This window comes from Photobacterium angustum, from assembly GCF_002954615.1.
In the GTDB taxonomy this organism is placed as follows: domain Bacteria; phylum Pseudomonadota; class Gammaproteobacteria; order Enterobacterales; family Vibrionaceae; genus Photobacterium; species Photobacterium angustum_A.
Map to the genome: position 1 here is coordinate 192,181 of NZ_MSCJ01000001.1, position 23,003 is coordinate 215,183.

Consider the following 23,003-nt stretch of genomic DNA (forward strand, 5'->3'; position numbering starts at 1 on the left):
AAGGGTTACCCCATGACTGATCAATTACAAGATGAGAATAAGCTGATTGCTGAGCGTCGCGCTAAATTAGATATGATCCGCGAGAACTGCAAAGCAAATGGCCACCCCAATGATTTCCGTCGCGATAGCTTAGCGGCAGATCTAAATGCAAAATACGGCGAAATGACCAAAGAAGAGCTTGAAGAAGCGGGTCATGTATTTGCAATCGCGGGTCGTATTATGGCTAAGCGTGGTCCTTTCTTAGCTATTCAAGATGTATCTGGTCGTATTCAAGCTTACGCATCAAAAGATGTGCAGAAAGAGCTAAAAGAGAAGTATTCAGGCTTAGATATCGGTGACATTATCGGTATTAAAGGTGCCCTTCATAAGTCAGGTAAAGGTGATCTTTACGTGAATATGGATGAGTACGAGCTGCTAACAAAAGCACTGCGTCCTTTACCTGAAAAATTCCATGGCTTAACTGACCAAGAAATGCGTTACCGTCAGCGTTACGTTGATCTTATTGTTAACGACGATTCACGTCATGCCTTTGTGGTTCGTTCAAAAGTGGTATCTGCGATCCGTAGCTTCATGGTAACGAAAGGCTTCATGGAAGTTGAAACACCAATGATGCATGTGATCCCTGGTGGTGCAACAGCACGTCCATTTATCACACACCATAACGCACTAGATATCGATATGTACCTACGCGTTGCACCAGAGCTTTACCTTAAGCGTCTAGTGGTTGGTGGTTTTGAGCGTGTATTCGAAATCAACCGTAACTTCCGTAACGAAGGTCTATCTCCTCGTCATAACCCTGAATTCACCATGATGGAATTCTACATGGCGTACGCAGATTACAACGATCTGATGGATCTGACAGAAGAAATGCTAAGTAGCATTGCGATTGACGTTCTTGGTTCTTCTAAAATGCCATACGGTGAGTTTGAAGTTGAATTTGCAGGTCCATACACACGTATGAGCATGTTAGATGCTATCAAGCAATACAACCCAGAGCGTGCAGAGATCCAAGCATTAACTTACGAAGGCGTTGCTGATCGTGAGCTAATGGTGAAGATTGCTAAATCTGTACACGTTGATGTTGAAGATTTCTGGACTTGTGGTCAGCTGCTAGAAGAGATCTTTGGTGAAACCGCTGAACCTCAACTAATGCAACCAACCTTCATCACTGAGTACCCAGCAGATATTTCTCCACTTGCTCGTCGTAACGATGAAAACCCATTCATTACTGACCGTTTTGAATTCTTCATCGGTGGTCGTGAAGTAGCGAATGGTTTCTCTGAGCTTAATGATGCACAAGATCAAGACCAACGCTTTAAAGCGCAGGTTGATGCTAAAGATGCAGGTGATGATGAAGCAATGTACTACGATGCAGACTACATTACTGCACTAGAGCACGGCTTACCACCAACAGCGGGTCAAGGTATTGGTATCGATCGCCTAGTGATGTTATTTACCAATACACATACTATCCGTGACGTGATCCTATTCCCAGCAATGCGTCCTCAAAGCAACTAATTCTAAGCCCTGATATAAAAACCACCGTTTAGCGGTGGTTTTTTTTGCTAAAAACAAATTTGCATAACAGTTTCCTTACATTTAGTAGTACTATTTTTTAATTTGTTGCATTAAAAATGAATGTGATTTTTAGAATAATTCATTAAGATTGTGATGTATTTCGACAAAATGTAACTTTTAAGATAAAAATTAGATGCATAGTTTGAATTTGATAGTAAACATGTTGCGCACTGGCGTGGCGTACATATAGTATTGTTAAGTATTTGGTGCGGTTACTATTAATACACATTACAACAACAGTCGTGCTACGTAATAACGTTATCAAGGGCGATTAGGGATGGATAAACGAAATAAGATCGGGGCAGCGAATTCAATTGTTGTCTTTGGCGGAGTGAATCAAAAGTGGCTTCCATCAATGGAGGCGGCTGGATGGTCATGTCACCGTTGTTATGATTTACGCGCAGCAGAATCTTTATTGTTAGAAATGGGCCCCTGTGTAGGTGTTGTAGATCTAAGTAATGATGATTTCAGTTTGCATAGCTTAGCCGCACTTGTGAATCGTAATAAGCAAGTGCGCTGGATAGCGATTGTGCGTGATGAACAATTAAATAATGAAGCTATCAGCCAATTTATTGTGAATTTTTGCTTAGATTATTTTTCTACTCCTGTTCCTTGTGAGCGACTAAAGCAAACCATTGGTCACCAAAGTGGAATGTTAGCGTTAGAACGCCAAGTTTGGCCTCAGCTAGGCCAATTTGGACAACAAGGCTTGCAAGGCAATACGCCGGTGATGAAGAAGCTTCGTGATCAAGTTAAGCGTGTTGCATTAAGTGATGTACCTGTTTTGATCAATGGTGAAATCGGTACCGGAAAATTGGTAGTAGCAGAAGCATTACATCAAGCTTCGGTTCGAGCCAAAAAGCCGCTAGTACGCGTTAATTGTGAAAATTTACAAGCCGGATGGATAAATGAGGTTGGACAAAACTCTTATCTCGATTTTGCTAATAACGGTGTGTTAGTGCTTAATGAGTTTACTTTACTTGCAGATGACCGAAAAAAAGAAGTACTGAAAATACTCAGTGATGGTGTCTATTATCATCCTGATGGCAGTATTTTAACGTTAGATATCCGTTTTATAGCCACCAGTAGCCACAATTTTGAAGATCTATCAGAGTTAGATACATTAACCCGAGATTTATATTTTAGATTAAATGTGGTGTCACTAACGGTACCGGCCTTACGTGAAAGAGGCAGTGATATTGTATTACTAGCAGAATTTTTACTCTTAAAATATGCAAGGCAATATAATAGTGTTGCTAAAACGTTTTCTGAACAAGCCAAAGCGATGTTGCTTCAATATCAATGGCCTGGCAATGTCCGTGAATTAATTAGCCAAATTAAGCGTTCAGTATTACTGGTTGAAACTAAGTGTATTGAAGCGGAGCATCTAGATATTCCTCGGGTTACTGAAGATAAGCAAAGTTTAAAGAAAATTCGTGAAGAATCGGAACGAACGGCGCTATTAACCGTATTAGAAAATAACAAAGGTCAAATCTCAGCTGCAGCGAGAGAGCTAGGTGTATCTCGCGCCACTATGTATCGATTGCTGAATAAACATGACTTGATCCCACCTCCTCGTTGTTTCCGCCAAACTTAATATCAGTTAGCTTTTATTGATTAATATAACAGCGACCGAAAGGTGGCTGTTTTTGTTTTAGAACTAAATATCATTCTCTCTATCAATACCATATAAACTTTTATGCTGATATTGAATGGACATATTGGTTTTAAATTAGTCTATAACAAATAAAAATAGAATCTTATAGCATAAAAACATGTAGTTACACTGGTGGCGTAAATTTACTTGTTATGTGTTAATGATTAGTTAATATTGGTTTTAAGCATATCTCACCAATTTGAAAATGTCGGATTCTTTAGTAAAAGAAGAATGACATGGTTAGAGTGCGAATCTTAATTTAAAACCAAGGAGAATGTCATTATGCGCCAGTCTGTGTATATCCGATTTGCTATTTTTTTAATCCAACAAGATGTTAAACGAGAAGAGGCGTTATGGCGACATCAGCAACGTCGAGTCAGTGTATATTTACCTGTGTTTTCTCCTCACTTATTGCGTGATGTGGGTGTTGAGAGTGATGGACGTATTGCATTAAGTCATCTTGTTCATGCCGAGCGTAAAGTTCGCCATCTCAGACGAACATTAAGGTTTAGACACAACACGTAAGGAGTTAGGCCAGTAAGTATTTTTACTTGCTGGCCAACCTTTACGTGGTACTCAAACACTAAGGGCAAGGGTTTGAGTATTGAATACCAACTTGCTCTAAATCTGTCATGACTTCTTCAGAAAGCATGAGATCAATACTGTTTATATTGTTTTCTAGCTGCTTCAGTGTAGTGGCACCGATAATATTTGCCGCAACAAAAGGACGTTGGTTAACAAATGCGAGTGCCATTTGGGCTGGATCGAGCCCGTGCTTATTAGCAACATCAATATAAGTTTGCGTAGCTTGAATACCTTGCTGATTGAAATAGCGTGAAAAGCGAGGAAACTCAGTGCATCGCGCCCCTTTAGGCTTGGCATTATTTAAGTATTTACCACTTAATGCGCCAAAAGCTAACGGGGAATAGGCGAGTAGCTCTACGCCTTCATGATGGCTAATTTCAGAAAGTCCGACTTCAAAACTACGGTTAAGTAAATTGTAGGGATTTTGAATAGATACGATTCTTGGTAGATTATGTTTTTCTGCGAGTTGCAGGTAAGACATGACTCCCCAAGGGGTTTCATTGGAGACTCCGATATATCTGATTTTTCCTGCTGTGACTAACTCACTTAATGCCTCTAGTGTTTCAATTAACGTAACACCAGAATGATCTTCTTCATAATGGTAGTTTAACTTACCAAAACAATTGGTTTGCCGTTGAGGCCAGTGCAGTTGGTAGAGATCGATATAATCGGTTTTTAACCGTATTAAACTATCATTCAGTGCGTCATGAATATGACGTCGATTAAGCGACATATTGTCACGAATATAAGGTACGTTGCGTGGACCAGCCACTTTAGTTGCAATAACAACTCTATCTCGTAATTGTGTTTTTTCTAGCCAGTTACCAATGTAACTTTCTGTTAATCCTTGGGTATTAGCATTCGGTGGTACGGGATACATTTCAGCGGTATCAATAAAATTTATACCGTGCTCGACGGCCAGATCTAATTGGCTATGGGCTTCAGTCTCATTATTTTGTTCACCAAATGTCATGGTACCGAGGCAGATCTTACTGATCTCTAAACTAGAATGCGGGATCGTATGGTATTTCATTCGCTGTCCTTGCCATTAATGTCTTTGATTTGACTATAGCTTGAAGCGTTTGGACTGAGAAGTGTAATTAAATATGAAATTAATATTATATTACGAACTTGATAGGAGGAGAAAACTGACACATAGTTAATGTTAGATCTTTTATTTTTTAGTGTGGATAAACAATGAAGCTATCTCAATTGAAGCCATGGCTTAAAGCGTCGCCAGATAAGATCCCACATTGTGTACTAACCTGTTATGCGGGGTATTCTGATTATCTGATGGAAATTGAATATAAGCATCAGTTACAACCCCTTAAAGATGAGCAAGATAATTTACTGCATTTTAAGACGATTGAGCAGGCACAGGTACTATTGAAATCTTTTGGGATCAGTAATATGACATTACGTTTAACTGATCCCTATGATGAATTCTTACCTGAAGGGATCACGGCTGCTTGTGAAGAAGATATGGTGCTGCATTTTTAGTCCTGCGGTGTAACGCAGTATACTTTTTAAATAAAGTATCGAGCTAAAATTTCTGCGGTAAAGTGTGTTTTTAAATAAAAACCACGAGGTAATGTTTTGATAGGCTGTCCATTTGCGCCGTAGGCTTCTGTTAGTACTTTACTATTTGCCGCTTTTGGTCGTAATTGCAGCACTTCGCCATGGCGTGCTGTGATGTGCTCGACTTGGCCGAGTACGATCATATCCATTAACTCTTCCCAGTCTTGTTTTAATTGCGCATCTTCGTCAATCGACGGACTCCACATTAACGGCGATCCAACATGGCGATCTGCTAAGGGAATATCTCGCTCACCTTCGACTGGGATCCATAATACCCGTGAGAGCTTATGACGAATATGGCTCGTTTCCCAACGTAATCCTTGTACCCCAATTAAAGGAGCGACACAGACAAAAGTTGTTTCTAGTGGTTTACCATTATAGCCAATAGGGATCGTTTTAAGCTCAATACCAAGATCGATAAAGTCAGGAACGGGTTTACTTCCCGCTGTTGCACCTAAATGCCATTCCAACAATTGCCCAACCCATCCTTTATCTCTTTTTAGATCAGCAGGTGGAACAATGCCAGCAAGATCGGCTAATTCTCCAAGCGTTAAACCTGCTAGCTGTTGGGCACGATTGAGGAGTTCTTGTTCAGTGAGGGGGGGCGAAGGTTGCTCTGGTTTTGGCATAGTGCTAGGTGATGATCATGATCTAAAAATAAGAAGAGTAAAGATCATAACATAGCTTTTTCCTGTTTGAGTGGGTAAATAGAGAGAAAAGGATCATTTTAAAAGATATCCACAGAATATTTTTATGAAATATTTTTTTTGCTGTGAACTGGTTAAATAGACAGGCTTAAGTTGGTGTTTTATTCATCTTGGCTATCTTGTGTTCGATCATTTTTTTTGTATGGTGTGGATAAAACCAGAATTGATTGATCTTTGACCGATCGTTTTTTTGAGATGTGAATATTCTATTTATTTAAATTTATTATGTACTCTTAATGATTTTAAATTATTGATTATTAATGCTTTTGTGTTTTTATTTTTGATTTTTTATTGCTGTCTATCAAGCGATAATTATATATAAAATCGAGGTTTTTTTATTTTCTGCACAAATCTATCCACAGAAAGAGTGAATAAATGTGGGGAATGTCTCATTTAGATGTTTATAACCTCTGGTTGGGAGAGGAGTTATCCCAAATTTGAGGTTTAGTTAGGAAAATATCACGATCTGATCGAATCTTTGTTTACCGATCACCTCTACTATGAAAAAATCACTATTAATAGATATTTATACTTGAGGTCGTCCAGTGATTGATGGCGATGGATACCGCCCTAATGTAGGGATCGTTATCTGCAATAGCCATGGCCAGGTATTTTGGGCTCGACGATATGGACAACATTCTTGGCAGTTTCCGCAAGGTGGTATTGATGATGGTGAAACACCTGAGCAAGCCATGTTTCGTGAATTGTACGAAGAAGTAGGATTAACCAAAAAAGATGTCAGGATAATTGCGTCAAGCCGTCATTGGCTACGTTATAAATTACCTAAACGTTTAGTGCGGTGGGATTCGAAACCTGTTTGTATCGGGCAGAAACAGAAATGGTTTTTGTTGAGCTTGGAGTGCGATGAGTCCAAGGTCAATATGCAGCGAGGTGCTACTCCTGAATTTGATGGATGGCGATGGGTAAGTTATTGGTATCCAGTCCGACAGGTCGTTTCGTTTAAGCGTGATGTTTACCGTCGCGCACTTAAAGAATTTGCACCTGTAGCCATGCCTTTTAAAGAATGGAAAGAGCGAAAATTCAAGCGTAATAATAAAAAGTAAATAAGGTAATATAGAGGTTATTGGCAATATAGAAGGATAATAAGGCTCGTTATGCTGACACAGCTTAGAGAGATAGTTGACAAGGTTGTCAGCGCCCAGACCTTGATAGAAGCGCTAGATCAATTAGTGATGAGCACTTGTCAGGCAATGAAAACAGATTGTTGTTCGGTCTATATTGCTAATCATGAGCGTCAGCTTTATACATTGATGGCAACGCAAGGGCTGCATAAATCGCAGCGGCGTGTGAGTTTACGCTTTAACCAAGGTCTAGTCGGCCTTGTGGGGCGTAGTGCTGAGCTCGTTAATGTTGCTGATGCTCGTGTACACCCTCATTTCAAACATCTCCCAGGGATCGGAGAAGAATCCTTTCGATCGTTTTTTGGCACGCCTATCATTCATCAGCGCCAAGTACTTGGTGTCCTTGTTGTACAGCAACGAGAAAAGCGGGAATTTAATGAAAGTGAAGAATCTTTCTTAGTCACCCTTGCAGCTCAATTATCAGGTATTTTAGCTCATGCGAAAGCACAAGGAATGTGGTTTGAGCAAGGTAATAAATTGCACCTTACTGGATCAGCGGCTTCTGCTGGTGTTGCTGTTGCTAAAGCATGGTGGGACGATACCCAACCATTATTAGAACATGTAGCTCCCACATCTTGTCTTGATGTCAATTTTGAGCAAGAACGTTTAACTATCGCGATAGAAGCGGCCAGTACAGAGTTTCGACGTTTACGTAAACGTTTTGATAGTGAACTGCAAAAAGAAACCCTCGCCATTTTTGATTTATTCAGCCATTTACTCAATGATCCTATGCTGCGCAAAGATCTGAAAGCCCGTATTGCTTGTGGTGATCAGGCCGAATGGGCAGTTCGTCAAGTGGTTGAATCTTATTCCGCCCGTTTTGCGAATATGAAAGATCAATACCTCAAAGAGCGTGCACAAGACATTCGCGAGTTAGGCCAGCGCTTATTGTTCTTTTTACGTGATGAAGAAGTCGATGAGTTGCAGTGGGATGAACCTGTGGTGTTATTAACCCGAGAGTTAACAGCAGCGATGCTTGCAACAGTTCCTTTGGGAAAGTTAGCTGCGGTTGTTGCTCAAGAGGGGGCCGCCAACTCACATGCTGCTATTTTGTCTAGGGCACTCGGTATCCCTGCTATTATGGGGGTCGATTTTGTTCCTCATATGGTACATAACAATTTAGTTATTGTTGATGGTTATCGTGGTGATTTTCTCGTTAACCCTAATCGTCATGTATTAATTGAATATCGCCGCTTATTACGTGAAGAGCACGAGCTAGCCAAAACGGTTGAAGGTGATCTAGATAAAGAAGCCTATACCAAAGATAATCAACGGATCATGGTTCACTTAAATGCAGGTTTAAGTGCTGATACCAGTATTGCGGTTAATAAAGGGGTTGATGGGGTTGGCTTATATCGCACCGAAGTGCCTTTTTTACTGCAACGTAGCTTTCCTTCAGAAGATGAACAAATTAATCAATATCGTTCTATTTTGCAGACTTATCCTGATCAAACCGTTGTGATGCGAACGCTCGATATTGGAGGCGATAAGCCGTTACCGTATTTAACGATAGAAGAAGACAATCCCTTTTTAGGTTGGCGTGGGATCCGTTTTACCTTAGATCATCCTGAGATTTTTTTAATTCAAGTAAGAGCGATGTTACGTGCCAGTATTGGCTTGAATAATATGGACATATTGCTCCCTATGATTTCAGGGATAGCAGAGCTTGATGAAGCTAAAGTATTAATTGAGCGCGCCTATCAGGAAGTGGCAGCTCAATATGATGGCGAGTTAAGAAAACCCCGCTTAGGTATCATGATTGAAGTACCGTCAATGCTTTATCAGCTCCATGCGTTAGCCGATAAAGTTGATTTTATTTCAGTGGGTAGTAATGATTTAACTCAATATTTGCTTGCCGTTGATCGTAATAACTCTCGTGTCGCTAGTGTTTATGATGCGCTTCATCCTGCGGTTTTAAATGCGTTAAAACATATTATCGATAGTGCAGAGCGTTACCAAATTCCAGTTTGCGTTTGTGGTGAGTTAGCCGGAGATCCGATTGGTGCAATTTTATTAGTCGGAATGGGGTATCGATCATTGAGTATGAATACCCGTAATGTAGCCAAAATAAAATATATATTACGCCATGTGTCAGCACTTGATATGACGCAATTGGCGGATGATGTTCTCGCGGTACATTTATCTTGTGAAGTAAGAGAGAGAACAACGTTATTTGTCGAGCAGCATGGTCTAGGTGGATTTATCCGCGCGGGTAAGTAGAACACTTTTTAATATTGGTTACGTATTATGTATGAAACAACACTTTGGCTATTTAGCATGTGTTTGCTATTGGGATCTGTCGTCGGACTATTGGCTGGTTTATTAGGCATTGGCGGAGGCTTATTGGTTGTACCTGCTCTAGTTTGGTTATTACCGAAAGCCGGAATTGCATCGCATCTTGTGATGCATATTGCGTTAGCGACCTCACTTGCCAGTATTGTTATGACGTCAACGGCCTCAGCTCGTAATCACTTTAAGCTTGGAAATATTGATTTTTCAATGGTAAAAATGCTAGCCCCAGGGATCATTGTTGGTGGATTGGGGGGAAGTGTTGTTGCTGAGATCATTCCTTCACATTATTTACCTAAAATTTTTGCTGTTATCGTATTGTGTCTAGCAATTCAGATGCTGCTATCGATGAAAGTGATAAACAGTAAGCCCCTGCCAAACTCATTAGCATGTGTATCAAGTGGTGGCATTATTGGTTTGATCTCAAGTCTCGCTGGCATTGGTGGAGGATCATTAACAGTACCGTATTTAACTTATTATGGTATTGAGATGCGACGTGCCATTGGTACCTCTTCGCTCGTAGGTTTATTAATTGCTGTTTCTGGAATGATTGGCTTTATTTACGCCGGTGTCGGCAGTGAAGCGTTACCAGCGTTTAGTGCGGGTTATGTGTATTTACCGGCCTTGTTCGGTATTGCTGCAACATCGATGATTGCAACTCGTTATGGCGCGGCGTTAGTGAGTCGACTACCGACGCCGACACTGAAAAAGCTATTTGCAGTATTATTGCTAGTGATCAGTATAAAAATGTTTTTAAGTTAACAGCAGGGTCAACAGGCTTCTGATAGAATAACGATTACTAATTTTCGCGCCTAGCTTTTGCTGGGCGCATTCAATTTACGAGTAGGACTATGAAACAATATTTAGCCTTATGCCAACGCATCGTGGATGAAGGTGTGTGGATTGAAAATGAACGTACAGGTAAGCGTTGTTTAACGGTTATCAATGCTGATCTGACTTATGATGTTGCTAATAATCAGTTTCCGTTGATCACTACTCGTAAAAGTTTCTGGCAAGCGGCAATCGCAGAGCTTCTCGGTTACTTACGTGGCTATGATAATGCAGCGCAATTTCGTGCAATTGGTTGTAACACATGGAATGCTAACGCCAATGACAACCAAGCATGGCTGAACAATCCTCATCGTAAAGGTGAAGATGACATGGGACGTGTTTATGGTGTTCAAGGTCGTCGTTGGCAAAAATCAGACGGTACGCCAATTGATCAATTAAAGAAGATTGTTGATGATTTAACCAAAGGTATTGATGATCGCGGTGAAATATTAACGTTTTACAACCCAGGTGAGTTTGATATGGGCTGTCTGCGTCCTTGCATGCATACACATACATTTTCACTACTGGGTGATACGTTATATTTAACGAGCTATCAACGTTCATGTGATGTACCGCTAGGGTTAAACTTCAATCAAGTACAAGTGTTTACCTTACTCGCGTTAATGGCGCAAATAACAGGTCATAAAGCGGGTCAGGCTTACCACAAAATTATCAACGCACATATCTATGAAGATCAGTTAGAGCTTATGCGTGATGTGCAATTAAAGCGTACTCCATTTGCCTCTCCACAACTTAAAATCAACCCGAAGATCAAGTCATTAGAAGATTTAGAAACATGGGTAACGTTAGATGATTTTGAAGTGGTGGGTTACGAGCATCACGATCCGATTCAATACCCATTTTCTGTTTAGATTCATCAATAACATATACTAAAAAGTAAATGTAATCAGAATCAGAATGGTAAGAAATAAAAAAGCCCAGCATAAGCTGGGCTTTTTCGTAGCGCGGTATTAATTAAGCAGTTAATGCTAAAATTGCACCTGGGATAGCGATGAATACTAAGCCAAGGTAACCTGCGACTGCTACTTTGTTTTTAGTTGCTAAGTCACTTAAGAAGAATGCGCACTTCAACGGAATTTCACGTAAGAATGGAATACCGTAAATCAGTACAGTTGCCATTACATTGAAACATAAGTGTACCAGTGCAATCTGTAATGCAAATACTGCGTTATCGCCTGATACTGCTGTTGCTGCTAATAGTGCAGTGATACATGTACCGATGTTTGCACCAAGCGTGAATGGGTATACATCACGTACTTTTAATACACCTGTACCTACTAGCGGTACCATCAAGCTTGTTGTTGTTGATGATGATTGTACTAAAATCGTTACTGCTGTACCTGATGCAATACCATGCAGTGGACCACGACCAATTGCACTTTTTAGAATATCACGAGCACGACCAACCATTAGGCTACGCATTAGCTTACCCATAACCGTAATCGCGAAGAAGATTAATGCGATACCGATGAAGCTAAGCGCGACACCACCCATAGAACCAAATGCTTCTAGAGGACCTTTTACTAGCTCTACTGCAGGTTTAGTTAATGGCTTCATAAAGTCCATTCCCTTCATGCTCATATCACCCGCACTTAAGAATGGAGACACTAACCAACTAGACATTTTATCTAGCAGACCAAACATCATCTCTAGTGGCAAGAAAATTGCTACAGCTAGTAGGTTGAAGAAATCATGGACGGTTGCACTGGCAAAAGCACGACGGAATTCATCCTTACAACGCGCATGCCCTAAGCTCACTAACGTATTGGTTAGTGTAGTACCAATATTTGCACCCATTACCATTGGGATTGCTGTTTCAACAGGCAAGCCACCGGCAACAAGACCAACAATGATTGACGTTACCGTACTTGAAGACTGAATTAATGCTGTTGCGATTAAACCAATCATAAGCCCTGCTACAGGGTGAGAGGCAAATTCGAATAAGGTTTTAGCTTGTTCGCCAACAGACCATTTAAAACCGCTGCTGATCATAGATACAGCAACAAGTAAAAGATAAAGCATGAACGCTAGATTGGCCCAGCGGACCCAACGCATAGAGCTGAACTTAGATACAGCAGTAGTGGCTTGGGTAGTCATAATCATTTCTCCATGACAATAGTATGTCGTTTTGGTGTCATTTTGTTGAAATCTGTGTGGATAGTAGATTGCTTTTATTTCAGAAATATTACACTGATTGTCACAAACATGATTTGTCGCTTTTTTGTGATAGCAAGCGATTAACTGGCACTAATATATTTTTGTTTTTATATGTTTAACTATCTGTTATATATGGATTATTAAGAGGATTTTGATAAAAAAGGAAATTTGAGTTTTTTTTAATGTGGTATACGGAAAGGTTGTCTTTTTTTACGATAAATCGTAAAAATCGGTCAATTATGACAGTTTGCCTATATTTAATAGGGAAGCACATGACAGGGAAATGCGCGCTAATGTCAAAGGTTCGTTAGTACAGCACGGTTATTATATTGTTATAGCTCTAATTATTCGGTATTTCCGAGTTATTGCATCTAAACAAACGATTTCACAAGTGCTGAGAATGACGTTTACACTGCATTTAATTGATTAATTCATATTGTTTTATAGGAGTGACGGTCGATGACCGATGCTATTCGTAAGTTTCTTAAATTAGAATCAGCAGGTGGAATTGTGCTGATTATTGCTGCGCTTATTGCGATGATCATTGCTAATTCACCGCTAGCATCAGTGTATACCGATACATTGCACAGTTATGTTGCTGGCTTATCTGTTTCTCATTGGATTAATGATGGTCTAATGGCTGTTTTCTTTTTGCTTATTGGCTTAGAAGTAAAGCGTGAGCTAATCGAAGGAGCGCTAAATACTAAAGAGAAAGCGATTTTTCCTGCTATTGCGGCAGTAGGCGGTATGGTTGCACCAGCATTAATTTATGTTGCGTTTAACTATAACGATCCAATGGCTATTAAAGGTTGGGCAATTCCTGCTGCGACAGATATCGCATTTGCATTAGGTGTGATGGCACTACTGGGTAATCGTGTACCTGTAAGCTTGAAAGTATTCTTGCTTGCACTTGCGATTATTGATGATTTAGGTGTGATCGTCATTATCGCGCTGTTTTATAGCTCTGATTTATCAACGGTTGCTCTTGCGGTTGCTTTTGCTGCTACAGCGACGCTGTTCATCATGAATGCGAAGAATGTTACTAAGCTTTCTTGGTACTTAATTGTTGGTGCTATTTTGTGGTTTAGTGTATTGCAATCAGGCGTTCACGCTACGTTAGCTGGTGTTATTCTTGGTTTTACTATTCCACTAACGGGCAAAGATGGTCGTTCAGATAAACACTCACCATTGAAGCATTTAGAGCATGTATTACACCCGTATGTTGCTTTCTTGATTCTACCTATCTTTGCATTCGCTAATGCGGGGATCTCATTAGATGGCGTGTCTGTAGAAAGTTTGTCATCAATGTTACCTGCAGGTATTGCAGCTGGTCTGTTTATTGGTAAACCATTAGGTATATTTACTGCATGTATTATCGCTGTGAAATGTGGTTTTGCGAAACTGCCTGATGACATTAACTTTAAACATATTTTTGCGGTATCGGTACTGTGTGGTATCGGCTTTACGATGTCGATTTTCATCTCATCGTTAGCATTTGTTGGGGCCGGTGAAAGCTTTGCAACTTACTCACGATTAGGAATATTGTTAGGCTCAACAGTAGCGGCAGTTGTGGGTTACGTGTTACTGAGTCGTTCTCTTCCAAAGGAAGCACAAAAAGTAGAGGCGTAATATGTATAAATACCTATTAGCTATACTGTTTTCAACTTTCGCAACCTCAAGTGTTGCAGCAATGAACTATCAACATTGTACAATGGCTGACAGAACTGAGATTTGTCAGGCTTATCTGCAAGGTTTAAATGATGGGAAAAAAGAGGAAAAAAAAGTAATCAGCTCTAAACCATCATTCCAAGATCGAGCACTTGAGCAGCGAAGCGGTGAGCTATATCGCAACCTTGAACGATTTAATCGTCAACCTGCGAGTTAATAGGTTTCTATTACGCGTTTATTAGAAATAATAAGATAAAGATTGAAGACCCCAGTGGCACTGCGTAAGCTTTGTCGTTGGGGTTTTTTTTATGGGTTGGTAAGGGTATGTCTCACTTAAATTATAATCACTTATATTATTTTTGGATGGTGTGTAAACAAGGCTCTGTGACCAAAGCTGCGGATGCTTTATTTTTGGCACCACAAACGGTAACAGGGCAGATCCGTGCTTTAGAAGATCGTTTAAAAGGGCGATTAACTAAACGTGTAGGACGCCAGATTGAACCAACTGAATTAGGACAAATGGTGTTTAAGTATGCCGATAAAATGTTTGATTTAAGTTATCAAATGCTGGATCGGATCAACTATACCCAGCGAGATAATCAGCTTTTTGAAGTGGGTGTTGCTGATGCGTTGTCTAAACGATTAGTTAGCCAAGTGTTATTAGAAGGCATGCCTGATGATCAGAGAATTCATTTTAGCTGTTTTGAGTCAACCCATGAAATGCTACTAGAACAACTATCCCAGCATAAGCTTGATATGATCCTTTCTGATTGTCCCGTAGATTCAACCCAAAGCCCTGGTTTATACAGCAAGAAATTAGGGGAGTCTGGAATGAGTTTTTTCTGTTCAGATAAACTATCAGAATCGACGTTTCCCGCATGTATTGAAGATTATAAATTGTTAGTACCAAGCCGCCGCTCTGCGATGGGGAGAAAACTGCATCAATGGTTTGATCAGCAAGGGATCACGCCTAATATTTTAGGTGAATTTGATGATTCAGCTCTAATGAAAGCGTTTTCGTCTTATCAACAATCTATGTTTATAGCTCCCTCTAGCTATGCAGATGAGTTAAAGGAATCATGCCAAGTGCATGAGGTAAAAAGAGTGAGTGATATTTCAGAAGAATATTATGTCATTTTTGCGGAGCGGATGATAATGCACCCATCGGTCACGCGTATCTGTGAGGCGGATTTTAGTCGGTTATTCGCTTAAGTAGCCTCATACCCATTTATGAGGCTAAAGTTGCAGACAGATGGATAGCGCGCTTATTAGAGGCTTATTTATCAGTTATCAGAGAGCGTGTCTGTTTCTTCTTTTGTGTTTTTATCGTTCTTTCCCTTAGGAGTAGAGATACCTGCGGTGAGATTGTAGCGCATTGCCTCTTCGAATGACCAATCAACAAGTGTTAAGTCTTCACGCTTAACCAAGGTTGTCACTCCAGCAATTTGATAGCTAAGTGGGAATAATACGGGAACCCAATCCCCCTCAGGAAGCGCATTAGCGAGCGGTTCAGGCATGTCATCAGACATAATAAAGCCGATTACATAACTATCATTGGCTTGATGCACTAAAACCGTTTGCTGTCCTTTATTTTTATTATCACTGCTCATAAGTGAGGCAATGTCATTGATGCTGCTGTATACCGTTTTAAAGAACGGAAAACGCATCAATTGTCGAATAATGAAATCATACAGCCAAGCAATAGGGCTAACAGAGAAAAGAAGGCCAGCAATAAACAATAAAGTCAGGATCAATAAAAACCCAGCGCCTTTGAATAACTCAGTTATATGGAATAAACCAAATAAAAAGTTACCGACTTTGTCTAATGACTCAAATAATGACCAAAATAGCCATATGCTCAAGACTAAAGGCAGGACGTTGAGCAAACCTCGTAACAGCGTTTTTTTCATGTTTTGCTCTTAATGAAGATAAGAATAAGAAGACAGTGTGCCACAAAGATGGCAGCAGAGAGTCAGAGGAATATAAATTTCAGATATAAAAAAACCGACTCGAGGTCGGTTTTTTTAAATCTAAACTCAAAAATTAAAAATTAAAGAGCTTTGATTTTAGCAGCTAGACGAGCTTTATGACGTGCAGCTTTGTTTTTGTGGATCAGGCCTTTAGTAGCCATGCGATCCATAACAGGTTGCATTTCAACGAAAGCTTGTGTTGCAGCTTCTTTATTACCAGCTTCAATAGCGATAATTACTTTCTTGAAGAAAGTGCGCATCATAGAACGACGGCTAGCGTTGTGCTGGCGACGTTTTTCTGAAGTTAGTGCACGTTTCTTAGCAGATTTGATATTTGCCAAGGGTGTAACTCCCAAATCTTGGTACGGTGACAATTTAAGGCCGAGGACTATGCCTTGGTTCTTTGTAATTGTCAAATGATTTGTGCGAATAACCGCCAGACCAATCAAGTTGGCACTTGCGGATTAACACGGTTAATATGGCGGCAGATTTTACCAGCATTTGGAATCAGAAGTCACCTTTCTGAGCCATCTTTTATGAGGTTTTTTTGTGAGTAAGCGTCTTTTACGCTCTGGAATGATAGTTAGCGCCATGACTTTGGTCTCTCGCGTACTCGGTTTAGTCCGAGATGTGGTGGTTGCTAACCTTATGGGAGCAGGGGCTGCGGCCGATGTTTTTTTCTTTGCAAATAAAATTCCCAACTTTCTGCGTCGTCTTTTTGCCGAAGGGGCTTTTTCGCAAGCATTTGTACCTGTATTGACTGAATACCATGCAGCAGGTGATGTTGATCGAACACGAGAGTTGATTGCAAAAGCAGCAGGTACGCTAGGCGGCATTGTGACGATCGTGACATTGTTTGGGGTGTTAGGCTCTGGCGCTGTGACGGCTTTGTTCGGTTTTGGTTGGTTTTGGGATTGGCTACACGGTGGGGCTGATGCAGAAAAATTTGAACTTGCAAGCTTGTTACTAAAAATCACTTTCCCATATTTGTGGTTTATCACCTTTGTTGCTTTATCTGGCGCGATATTAAATACGTTAGGTAAATTTGCGATATCGTCGTTTACTCCGGTTTTTTTAAACATATCTATTATTGGTTGTGCGTGGTTTGTATCTCCACATCTTGCTCAACCTGAGATTGGTTTAGCTATCGGTGTTTTCGTTGGTGGCTTAGTGCAGTTTGGCTTTCAATTGCCATTTTTGTATCGTGAAGGATATTTAGTTCGCCCTAAATGGGGCTGGAATGATCCGGGTGTGACAAAAATTCGCAAACTGATGTTACCTGCGCTATTTGGTGTGTCTGTTACCCAAATTAACTTATTGCTTGATACCTTCATTGCCAGTTTCTTAATGACGGGTTCTATCAGTTGGCTGTATTACTCTGATCGTTTATTAGAGTTTCCTCTTGGTTTATTTGGTATTGCTATTGCAACGGTGATATTACCTGCGCTTTCACGTAAACACGTTGATAAATCGCCAGAACAATTCGCCCAAACGATGGACTGGGGAGTTAGAATGGTGCTACTGCTTGGCATTCCCGCCATGCTTGGCATGATCACATTGGCGAAACCTATGTTGATGGTAATGTTTATGCGCGGCGAATTTAGCGTTTACGATGTGAATCAAACTGCAGCATCATTATGGGTTGTATCAGCTGGTCTATTAAATTACATGCTGATTAAAGTCTTTGCGCCCGGCTACTACGCACGTCAAGATACTAAAACACCTGTAAAAATTGGTATTATTGCGATGGTGAGTAATATGGTGTTTAACGGTATGTTTGCACCATTTTACGGTTATGTGGGTTTATCTATTGCCAGTGTTTTATCGGCATTGTTAAACGCTGCGCTATTGTACCGAGGCTTGCATGTAGGCAATATTTATCGCATTAGCCGTCAAACATTATTTTTTGTTCTGCGACTTGCTGTGGCTGGCGTTTTAATGGTGGCAAGCTTGTTATGGTTAAGCCCAACAATGGAACAGTGGTTAGGTTTTCATTTGCTTGAACGTGTCGGCTGGTTGTTTGGTTTAATTGCAATAGGCAGTGGTGTTTATCTAATAATTGCGATGATTTTAGGCATTCGCCCACGACATCTGCGTACAGATAGCTGATTGCAAGCGTTGAGTAGTATATAATCCGCCAGCTTTACTGTAGAAAAGCAACATTTTCCGCAATAATAGCGGCGGAGTTTTTAGCTTTAAAGACGGATTTTGATTGTTTGCATCTTTTAGCGTGTGAATATTGATGAGTGGTAAGTAACAGAGCGCATGGAATTAATTCGAGGTATACATAATATTCAACCCCAGCATCATGGCTGTGTGTTGACTATCGGCAACTTTGATGGTGTTCATTTAGGGCATCAAGCATTGCTACGTCAAGTGGTAGCTAAAGCCCATGCGATGCAACTTTCCGCAACGGTAATGACATTTGAGCCTCAGCCGTTAGAATTGTTCGCAGGAGATAAAGCGCCAGCACGCTTAACCCGTTTTAGAGATAAATATTTACAGCTAAAAAAGGTCGGTATTGATCGTTTATTGTGCGTAAATTTTAATCATCATTTTGCTACCATGAGTGCTGAAGATTTCGTTGAGTGCTTGTTGGTTAAGCAATTGGGTGTTAAGTTTCTTGTTATTGGCGATGATTTTCGCTTTGGACAAGGTCGTAGTGGCAGTTTTGATATGTTAGTTGCCGCTGGTCTAAAACATGGCTTTGAGGTGGTAAGTACCCAAAGCTTTTGTGTTTCGGAGCAGCGTGTAAGCAGCACTGCCATTCGTCAAGCACTGGCAAATAACGAACTTGAACAAGCGGAGATGATGCTTGGTCGGCCTTACAGTATTCGCGGACGTGTCTCACACGGACGCAAGCTCGGTCGAACTATTAATTTCCCTACCGCCAATATACCTTTAAAGCGACGTGTAGCGCCGGTAGCTGGTGTTTATGCTGTTGAAGTGTATGGTGCAGATAGTCGCCCTGTGATGGGGGTGGCTAATGTTGGTCATCGACCAACCGTAAAAGGTGTACGCCAACAACTTGAAGTACACTTATTTGATTTTAATGCTGATCTCTACGGACATCAGCTAGAAGTCGTGTTACGCCATAAATTGCGTGACGAAAAGAAATTTGAATCCTTCGATGCGCTTAAACGCCAAATCGAGCGAGATGCTCAAACAGCACGGGTGTGGCTGTCTGAGCGTAATAATGTCCAACTTCGCCCAAGTAACGGAATCTAGAATCAATGAGCGACTATAAAGATACCCTGAACCTGCCTGAAACAGGGTTTCCGATGCGAGGCAACCTAGCTCAGCGTGAGCCTGCAATGCTTAAGCGTTGGTATGATGAAGATCTTTACGGTGAAATCCGTAAAGCAAAGAAAGGTAAAAAATCTTTCGTATTACACGATGGCCCTCCATACGCTAACGGTGATATTCACATTGGTCACGCACTAAACAAGATTCTTAAAGACATTATTATTAAGTCAAAGACTCTGTCTGGTTTTGACTCACCGTATATCCCTGGTTGGGACTGTCACGGTCTACCTATCGAATTGATGGTAGAGAAAAAAGTGGGTAAGCCGGGTCAAAAAGTGACAGCAGCTGAATTCCGTGAAAAGTGTCGTGAATATGCTGCAGGTCAAGTTAATGGTCAAAAAGAAAGTTTCATTCGTTTAGGTGTACTAGGTGAATGGGACAAGCCTTACCGCACAATGGACTTCGATACCGAAGCCAACATTATTCGTGCATTAGGTAAAATTGCAGATAACGATCACTTGTTGAAGGGGTTTAAACCTGTTCACTGGTGTACTGACTGTGGTTCAGCACTGGCTGAAGCTGAAGTTGAATACCAAGATAAAGTATCGCTATCTATCGATGTGAAATTTAAAGCGGTAGATGAAGCGGCTGTATTAGCTAAATTTGGTTGTGTGGCTGATCAAGGTCAAGGCGATGTATCGATTGTTATTTGGACAACAACGCCTTGGACAATGCCTGCTAACCGCGCAGTAGCTGTAAGTGCTGATCTTGAGTACGCATTAGTACAAACACCAGTTACAGAAGCACATCCTCAGCCGCAACGTTTAATCGTAGCGGCAGAGCTTGTAAAAGATGTAATGGGTCGTGTTGGTTTTGAAGAATCAGAAATCCTGGGTTTCTGTAAAGGTGAAGAGCTTGAGCTACTTCGCTTTAACCACCCATTCTACAGCTTTGATGTGCCAGTAATTTTAGGTGATCACGTAACGACTGAATCAGGTACAGGTTGTGTACATACCGCTCCTGGTCACGGTCAAGAAGACTTCGTGGTAGGTCAAAAATACAATCTTGAAATTGCAAACCCTGTGGGCAGTAATGGTGTTTACCTACCAGATACTGAGATCTTTGCTGGTCAACACGTATTTAAAGCAAATGAAGCTGTTGTTGAAGTACTACGTGAGCACGGCTCACTATTGAATTTCTCAAAAATCACACACAGCTACCCACACTGCTGGCGTCATAAAACGCCAATTATCTTCCGTGCTACGCCGCAATGGTTCATTTCTATGGACAAAGCAGGTCTACGTACGAAAGCATTGGGCGAAATCAAAAATGTTCAATGGATGCCTGAGTGGGGTCAAAGCCGTATTGAAGGTATGATCGAAGGTCGTCCTGAGTGGTGTATCTCGCGCCAGCGTACGTGGGGCGTGCCAATTGCACTATTCATCCATAAAGAAACGCAAGAACTTCACCCTCAAACCTCTGAGCTAATTGAAAAAGTAGCACAGCTTGTTGAGCAAAAAGGTATTCAAGCTTGGTGGGATCTAGAACTTACTGATGTAATGAACGCAGAAGATGCCGCAAATTACGAAAAAGTACTAGATACACTAGACGTATGGTTTGACTCTGGTGTTACGCACTTCTCAGTGGTTGATAGCCGTCCAGAATTTAACGGTCACTCAGCGGATCTTTACCTTGAAGGTTCAGACCAACACCGCGGTTGGTTCCAGTCTTCATTGATTTCATCGGTAGCGATGAAAGATAAAGCACCGTACAAGCAAGTGTTAACACACGGCTTCGTTGTTGATGGTCAAGGCCGTAAGATGTCTAAATCTATCGGTAACGTTGTTGCACCAAAAGATGTAACGAATAAGCTTGGTGCTGATATTTTACGCCTATGGGTTGCTTCGACTGATTACACTGGCGAAGTGGCTGTATCTGATGAGATCTTAAAGCGTTCAGCCGATGCTTACCGTCGTATTCGTAACACAGCACGTTTCTTCTTAGCTAACTTAAGCGGTTTCAACCCTGAAACTGACTGTGTTCCAGCTGAAGAAATGGTCGCACTTGATCGTTGGGCTGTTGGTCGCGCAATGGCGGCTCAAGAAGAAATCATCAAAGATTACGAAGATTACAACCTGCACTCAGTAACACAGCGCTTAATGCAGTTCTGTTCTATTGAGATGGGTTCATTCTACTTAGATGTAATCAAAGACCGTCAATACACAGCAAAACGTGGAAGCCATGCTCAACGTAGCTGTCAGACAGCGCTTTACTACATTGTAGAGGCATTAGTTCGTTGGATGGCACCTATCATGTCATTCACAGCAGATGAAATTTGGAATGAAATGCCAGGTCAACGTGACAAGTTCGTGTTTACTGGTGAGTGGTTCGATGGCCTATTTGGTCTTGCTGATAACGAAGAACTAAGCAACGAATTCTGGGCTGAAATCCAACAAGTTCGTGGCGCAGTGAACAAGTTACTTGAAACAGCACGAAGCGAAAAAGTGATCGGTGGCTCACTACAGGCAGAGGTTATCCTTTCTGCTAATGCTGAGCTGGCTGAGAAGCTGAATAAGTTAGAGGACGAACTACGTTTTGTTCTATTAACATCTAAAGCTCAAGTTGTTGTTGCTGATAGCAAGCCTGAAAATGCGCAAGAAACCGATATCGAAGGTTTATTCGTAACGGTTAAAGCATCTGAAGCGGCGAAGTGTGAGCGTTGTTGGCACCATGTTGCTGATGTTGGCACAATCGCAGGCCATGAAGAAATTTGTGGTCGCTGTGCAACTAACATCGACGGCGAAGGCGAAAAGAGAAAGTTTGCATAATGACAAGTACAGCACTGAAGCAATCGCTAACAGTTAAACAATCTGGCATCCGTTGGCTATGGCTAGCGGTTCTGGTATTTATCATCGATAACGGCACTAAGCTGTTAGTGATGGACACGATGGGCTATGGCTGGCCAAACCGGATCGAAGTATTGCCGTTTTTTAATTTACTTTATGTGCACAACACAGGTGCAGCATTTAGTTTTTTAAGTGACGCAAGTGGCTGGCAGCGTTGGTTATTTGCAGCTATTGCCTTTGGTGTTTGTGGTTTATTAATGTACTGGATGCGTCGCACACCAGCGACAAATAAAATCGCTAATATTGCTTATGCATTAATTATTGGTGGCGCATTAGGTAACTTATTTGATCGTATGTATCATGGTTTTGTGGTTGATTTTCTAGACCTTTACTATGGTAGCTACCATTGGCCTGCATTTAATATTGCTGATAGTGCAATATGTGTTGGTGCGGCTTTGTTGATACTTGATGGTTTTAAATCAGACAAGCAAGCTAAGTCGTAATTAGTTACCTTTATCGGTATTAATAACACGTCAATATTAAACGCAGTTCATTTATGAGCTGCGTTTTTTTATTTGTGCGTGTTGACGCCTTATTCTTAATTTAACAAATCGAGTGATACAAATGTAAAACCTTAGTGCCTGTCCGTTGATACGCACGATGGTTTATTGTTAAATGGGAACATTAAAATAAAAGTGAGCGACTTGTTGTTAGATCAATAAGACGAT

Annotated in this window: 20 protein-coding genes; 15 read left to right on the plus strand and 5 right to left on the minus strand. The window is 40.9% G+C overall.

Going from position 1 to position 23,003, the window contains the following annotated elements:
* Positions 1-12 precede the first annotated feature (12 nt).
* The 3 genes from lysS to BTO08_RS00800 all read left to right on the plus strand — a co-directional run bounded on the left by lysS (position 13) and on the right by BTO08_RS00800 (position 3,760).
* A complete protein-coding gene (gene lysS / locus BTO08_RS00790) occupies positions 13-1,518 on the plus strand; it encodes a lysine--tRNA ligase (protein ID WP_105059511.1) in 1,506 nt (501 codons plus the stop codon).
* A 337-nt stretch (positions 1,519-1,855) separates the two neighbouring features.
* Positions 1,856-3,175, plus strand: coding sequence for a sigma-54-dependent transcriptional regulator (locus BTO08_RS00795; protein WP_105059512.1), 1,320 nt, complete (start codon positions 1,856-1,858; stop codon positions 3,173-3,175).
* A gap of 342 nt (positions 3,176-3,517) precedes the next feature.
* A complete protein-coding gene (locus tag BTO08_RS00800; protein WP_005369655.1) occupies positions 3,518-3,760 on the plus strand; it encodes a hypothetical protein in 243 nt (80 codons plus the stop codon).
* 58 nt (positions 3,761-3,818) lie between these two features.
* On the opposite strand, the gene BTO08_RS00805 is transcribed toward BTO08_RS00800, so the two are convergent.
* Entirely contained in the window at positions 3,819-4,853 is a 1,035-nt protein-coding gene (locus BTO08_RS00805; RefSeq protein WP_105059513.1) for an NADP(H)-dependent aldo-keto reductase, read from the minus strand.
* A 164-nt stretch (positions 4,854-5,017) separates the two neighbouring features.
* Between BTO08_RS00805 and BTO08_RS00810 the strand changes: the two genes are divergently transcribed.
* Complete coding sequence (locus BTO08_RS00810; RefSeq protein ID WP_105059514.1) at positions 5,018-5,320, plus strand: DUF6482 family protein; 303 nt, start codon at positions 5,018-5,020, stop codon at positions 5,318-5,320.
* 26 nt (positions 5,321-5,346) lie between these two features.
* Here BTO08_RS00810 and mutH read toward each other — a convergent pair whose 3' ends face one another.
* Positions 5,347-6,027 (minus strand): DNA mismatch repair endonuclease MutH, encoded by a 681-nt coding sequence (gene mutH / locus BTO08_RS00815; protein WP_105059515.1) that lies wholly within the window; start codon positions 6,025-6,027, stop codon positions 5,347-5,349.
* 623 nt (positions 6,028-6,650) lie between these two features.
* Between mutH and rppH the strand changes: the two genes are divergently transcribed.
* The 4 genes from rppH to BTO08_RS00835 all read left to right on the plus strand — a co-directional run bounded on the left by rppH (position 6,651) and on the right by BTO08_RS00835 (position 11,239).
* Entirely contained in the window at positions 6,651-7,169 is a 519-nt protein-coding gene (rppH, locus tag BTO08_RS00820) for an RNA pyrophosphohydrolase (protein ID WP_005369648.1), read from the plus strand.
* A 51-nt stretch (positions 7,170-7,220) separates the two neighbouring features.
* Positions 7,221-9,467 carry a phosphoenolpyruvate--protein phosphotransferase gene (gene ptsP / locus BTO08_RS00825; protein ID WP_105059516.1) on the plus strand — a complete coding sequence of 749 codons (2,247 nt, stop codon included), beginning with the start codon at positions 7,221-7,223 and terminating at the stop codon, positions 9,465-9,467.
* 27 nt (positions 9,468-9,494) lie between these two features.
* Positions 9,495-10,298 carry a sulfite exporter TauE/SafE family protein gene (locus tag BTO08_RS00830; protein ID WP_105059517.1) on the plus strand — a complete coding sequence of 268 codons (804 nt, stop codon included), beginning with the start codon at positions 9,495-9,497 and terminating at the stop codon, positions 10,296-10,298.
* Between the two features lie 89 nt (positions 10,299-10,387).
* The gene (locus BTO08_RS00835; protein WP_105059518.1) at positions 10,388-11,239 is read left to right on the plus strand and encodes a thymidylate synthase; all 852 of its coding nucleotides are present in this window, start codon (positions 10,388-10,390) and stop codon (positions 11,237-11,239) included.
* Between the two features lie 103 nt (positions 11,240-11,342).
* Here BTO08_RS00835 and BTO08_RS00840 read toward each other — a convergent pair whose 3' ends face one another.
* Positions 11,343-12,485 (minus strand): Na/Pi symporter, encoded by a 1,143-nt coding sequence (locus BTO08_RS00840; RefSeq protein ID WP_005369590.1) that lies wholly within the window; start codon positions 12,483-12,485, stop codon positions 11,343-11,345.
* Between the two features lie 519 nt (positions 12,486-13,004).
* On the opposite strand from BTO08_RS00840, the gene nhaA reads away from it, so the two are divergent.
* From nhaA to nhaR, 3 genes are all read left to right on the plus strand, one after another.
* Complete coding sequence (gene nhaA, locus BTO08_RS00845; protein ID WP_105059519.1) at positions 13,005-14,174, plus strand: Na+/H+ antiporter NhaA; 1,170 nt, start codon at positions 13,005-13,007, stop codon at positions 14,172-14,174.
* A 1-nt stretch (position 14,175) separates the two neighbouring features.
* Positions 14,176-14,430, plus strand: a complete 255-nt coding sequence (locus BTO08_RS00850; protein WP_105059520.1) for a hypothetical protein — start codon at positions 14,176-14,178, stop codon at positions 14,428-14,430.
* 107 nt (positions 14,431-14,537) lie between these two features.
* On the plus strand, positions 14,538-15,425 hold the full coding sequence (nhaR, locus tag BTO08_RS00855) for a transcriptional activator NhaR (RefSeq protein ID WP_105059521.1): 888 nt from the start codon (positions 14,538-14,540) through the stop codon (positions 15,423-15,425).
* Positions 15,426-15,496: 71 nt separating this feature from the next.
* Here nhaR and BTO08_RS00860 read toward each other — a convergent pair whose 3' ends face one another.
* Together BTO08_RS00860 and rpsT are read right to left on the minus strand one after the other, a co-directional pair.
* The gene (locus BTO08_RS00860) at positions 15,497-16,123 is read right to left on the minus strand and encodes a DUF502 domain-containing protein (protein WP_105059522.1); all 627 of its coding nucleotides are present in this window, start codon (positions 16,121-16,123) and stop codon (positions 15,497-15,499) included.
* Between the two features lie 140 nt (positions 16,124-16,263).
* On the minus strand, positions 16,264-16,524 hold the full coding sequence (rpsT, locus tag BTO08_RS00865) for a 30S ribosomal protein S20 (RefSeq protein WP_005369583.1): 261 nt from the start codon (positions 16,522-16,524) through the stop codon (positions 16,264-16,266).
* Positions 16,525-16,732: 208 nt separating this feature from the next.
* Here rpsT and murJ point away from each other — a divergent pair, with 208 nt between their 5' ends.
* The 4 genes from murJ (at position 16,733) to lspA (ending at position 22,778) form a co-directional block, all read left to right on the plus strand.
* Positions 16,733-18,292 carry a murein biosynthesis integral membrane protein MurJ gene (murJ, locus tag BTO08_RS00870; protein ID WP_105059523.1) on the plus strand — a complete coding sequence of 520 codons (1,560 nt, stop codon included), beginning with the start codon at positions 16,733-16,735 and terminating at the stop codon, positions 18,290-18,292.
* A 156-nt stretch (positions 18,293-18,448) separates the two neighbouring features.
* Positions 18,449-19,411: a bifunctional riboflavin kinase/FAD synthetase gene (gene ribF, locus BTO08_RS00875; protein ID WP_105059524.1), complete on the plus strand. Its 963-nt coding sequence runs from the start codon at positions 18,449-18,451 to the stop codon at positions 19,409-19,411.
* Positions 19,412-19,416: 5 nt separating this feature from the next.
* Entirely contained in the window at positions 19,417-22,257 is a 2,841-nt protein-coding gene (gene ileS / locus BTO08_RS00880; protein WP_105059525.1) for an isoleucine--tRNA ligase, read from the plus strand.
* A complete protein-coding gene (gene lspA, locus BTO08_RS00885) occupies positions 22,257-22,778 on the plus strand; it encodes a signal peptidase II (protein ID WP_005369578.1) in 522 nt (173 codons plus the stop codon). The genes ileS and lspA overlap by 1 nt, the downstream gene beginning before the upstream one ends.
* Positions 22,779-23,003 lie beyond the last annotated feature (225 nt).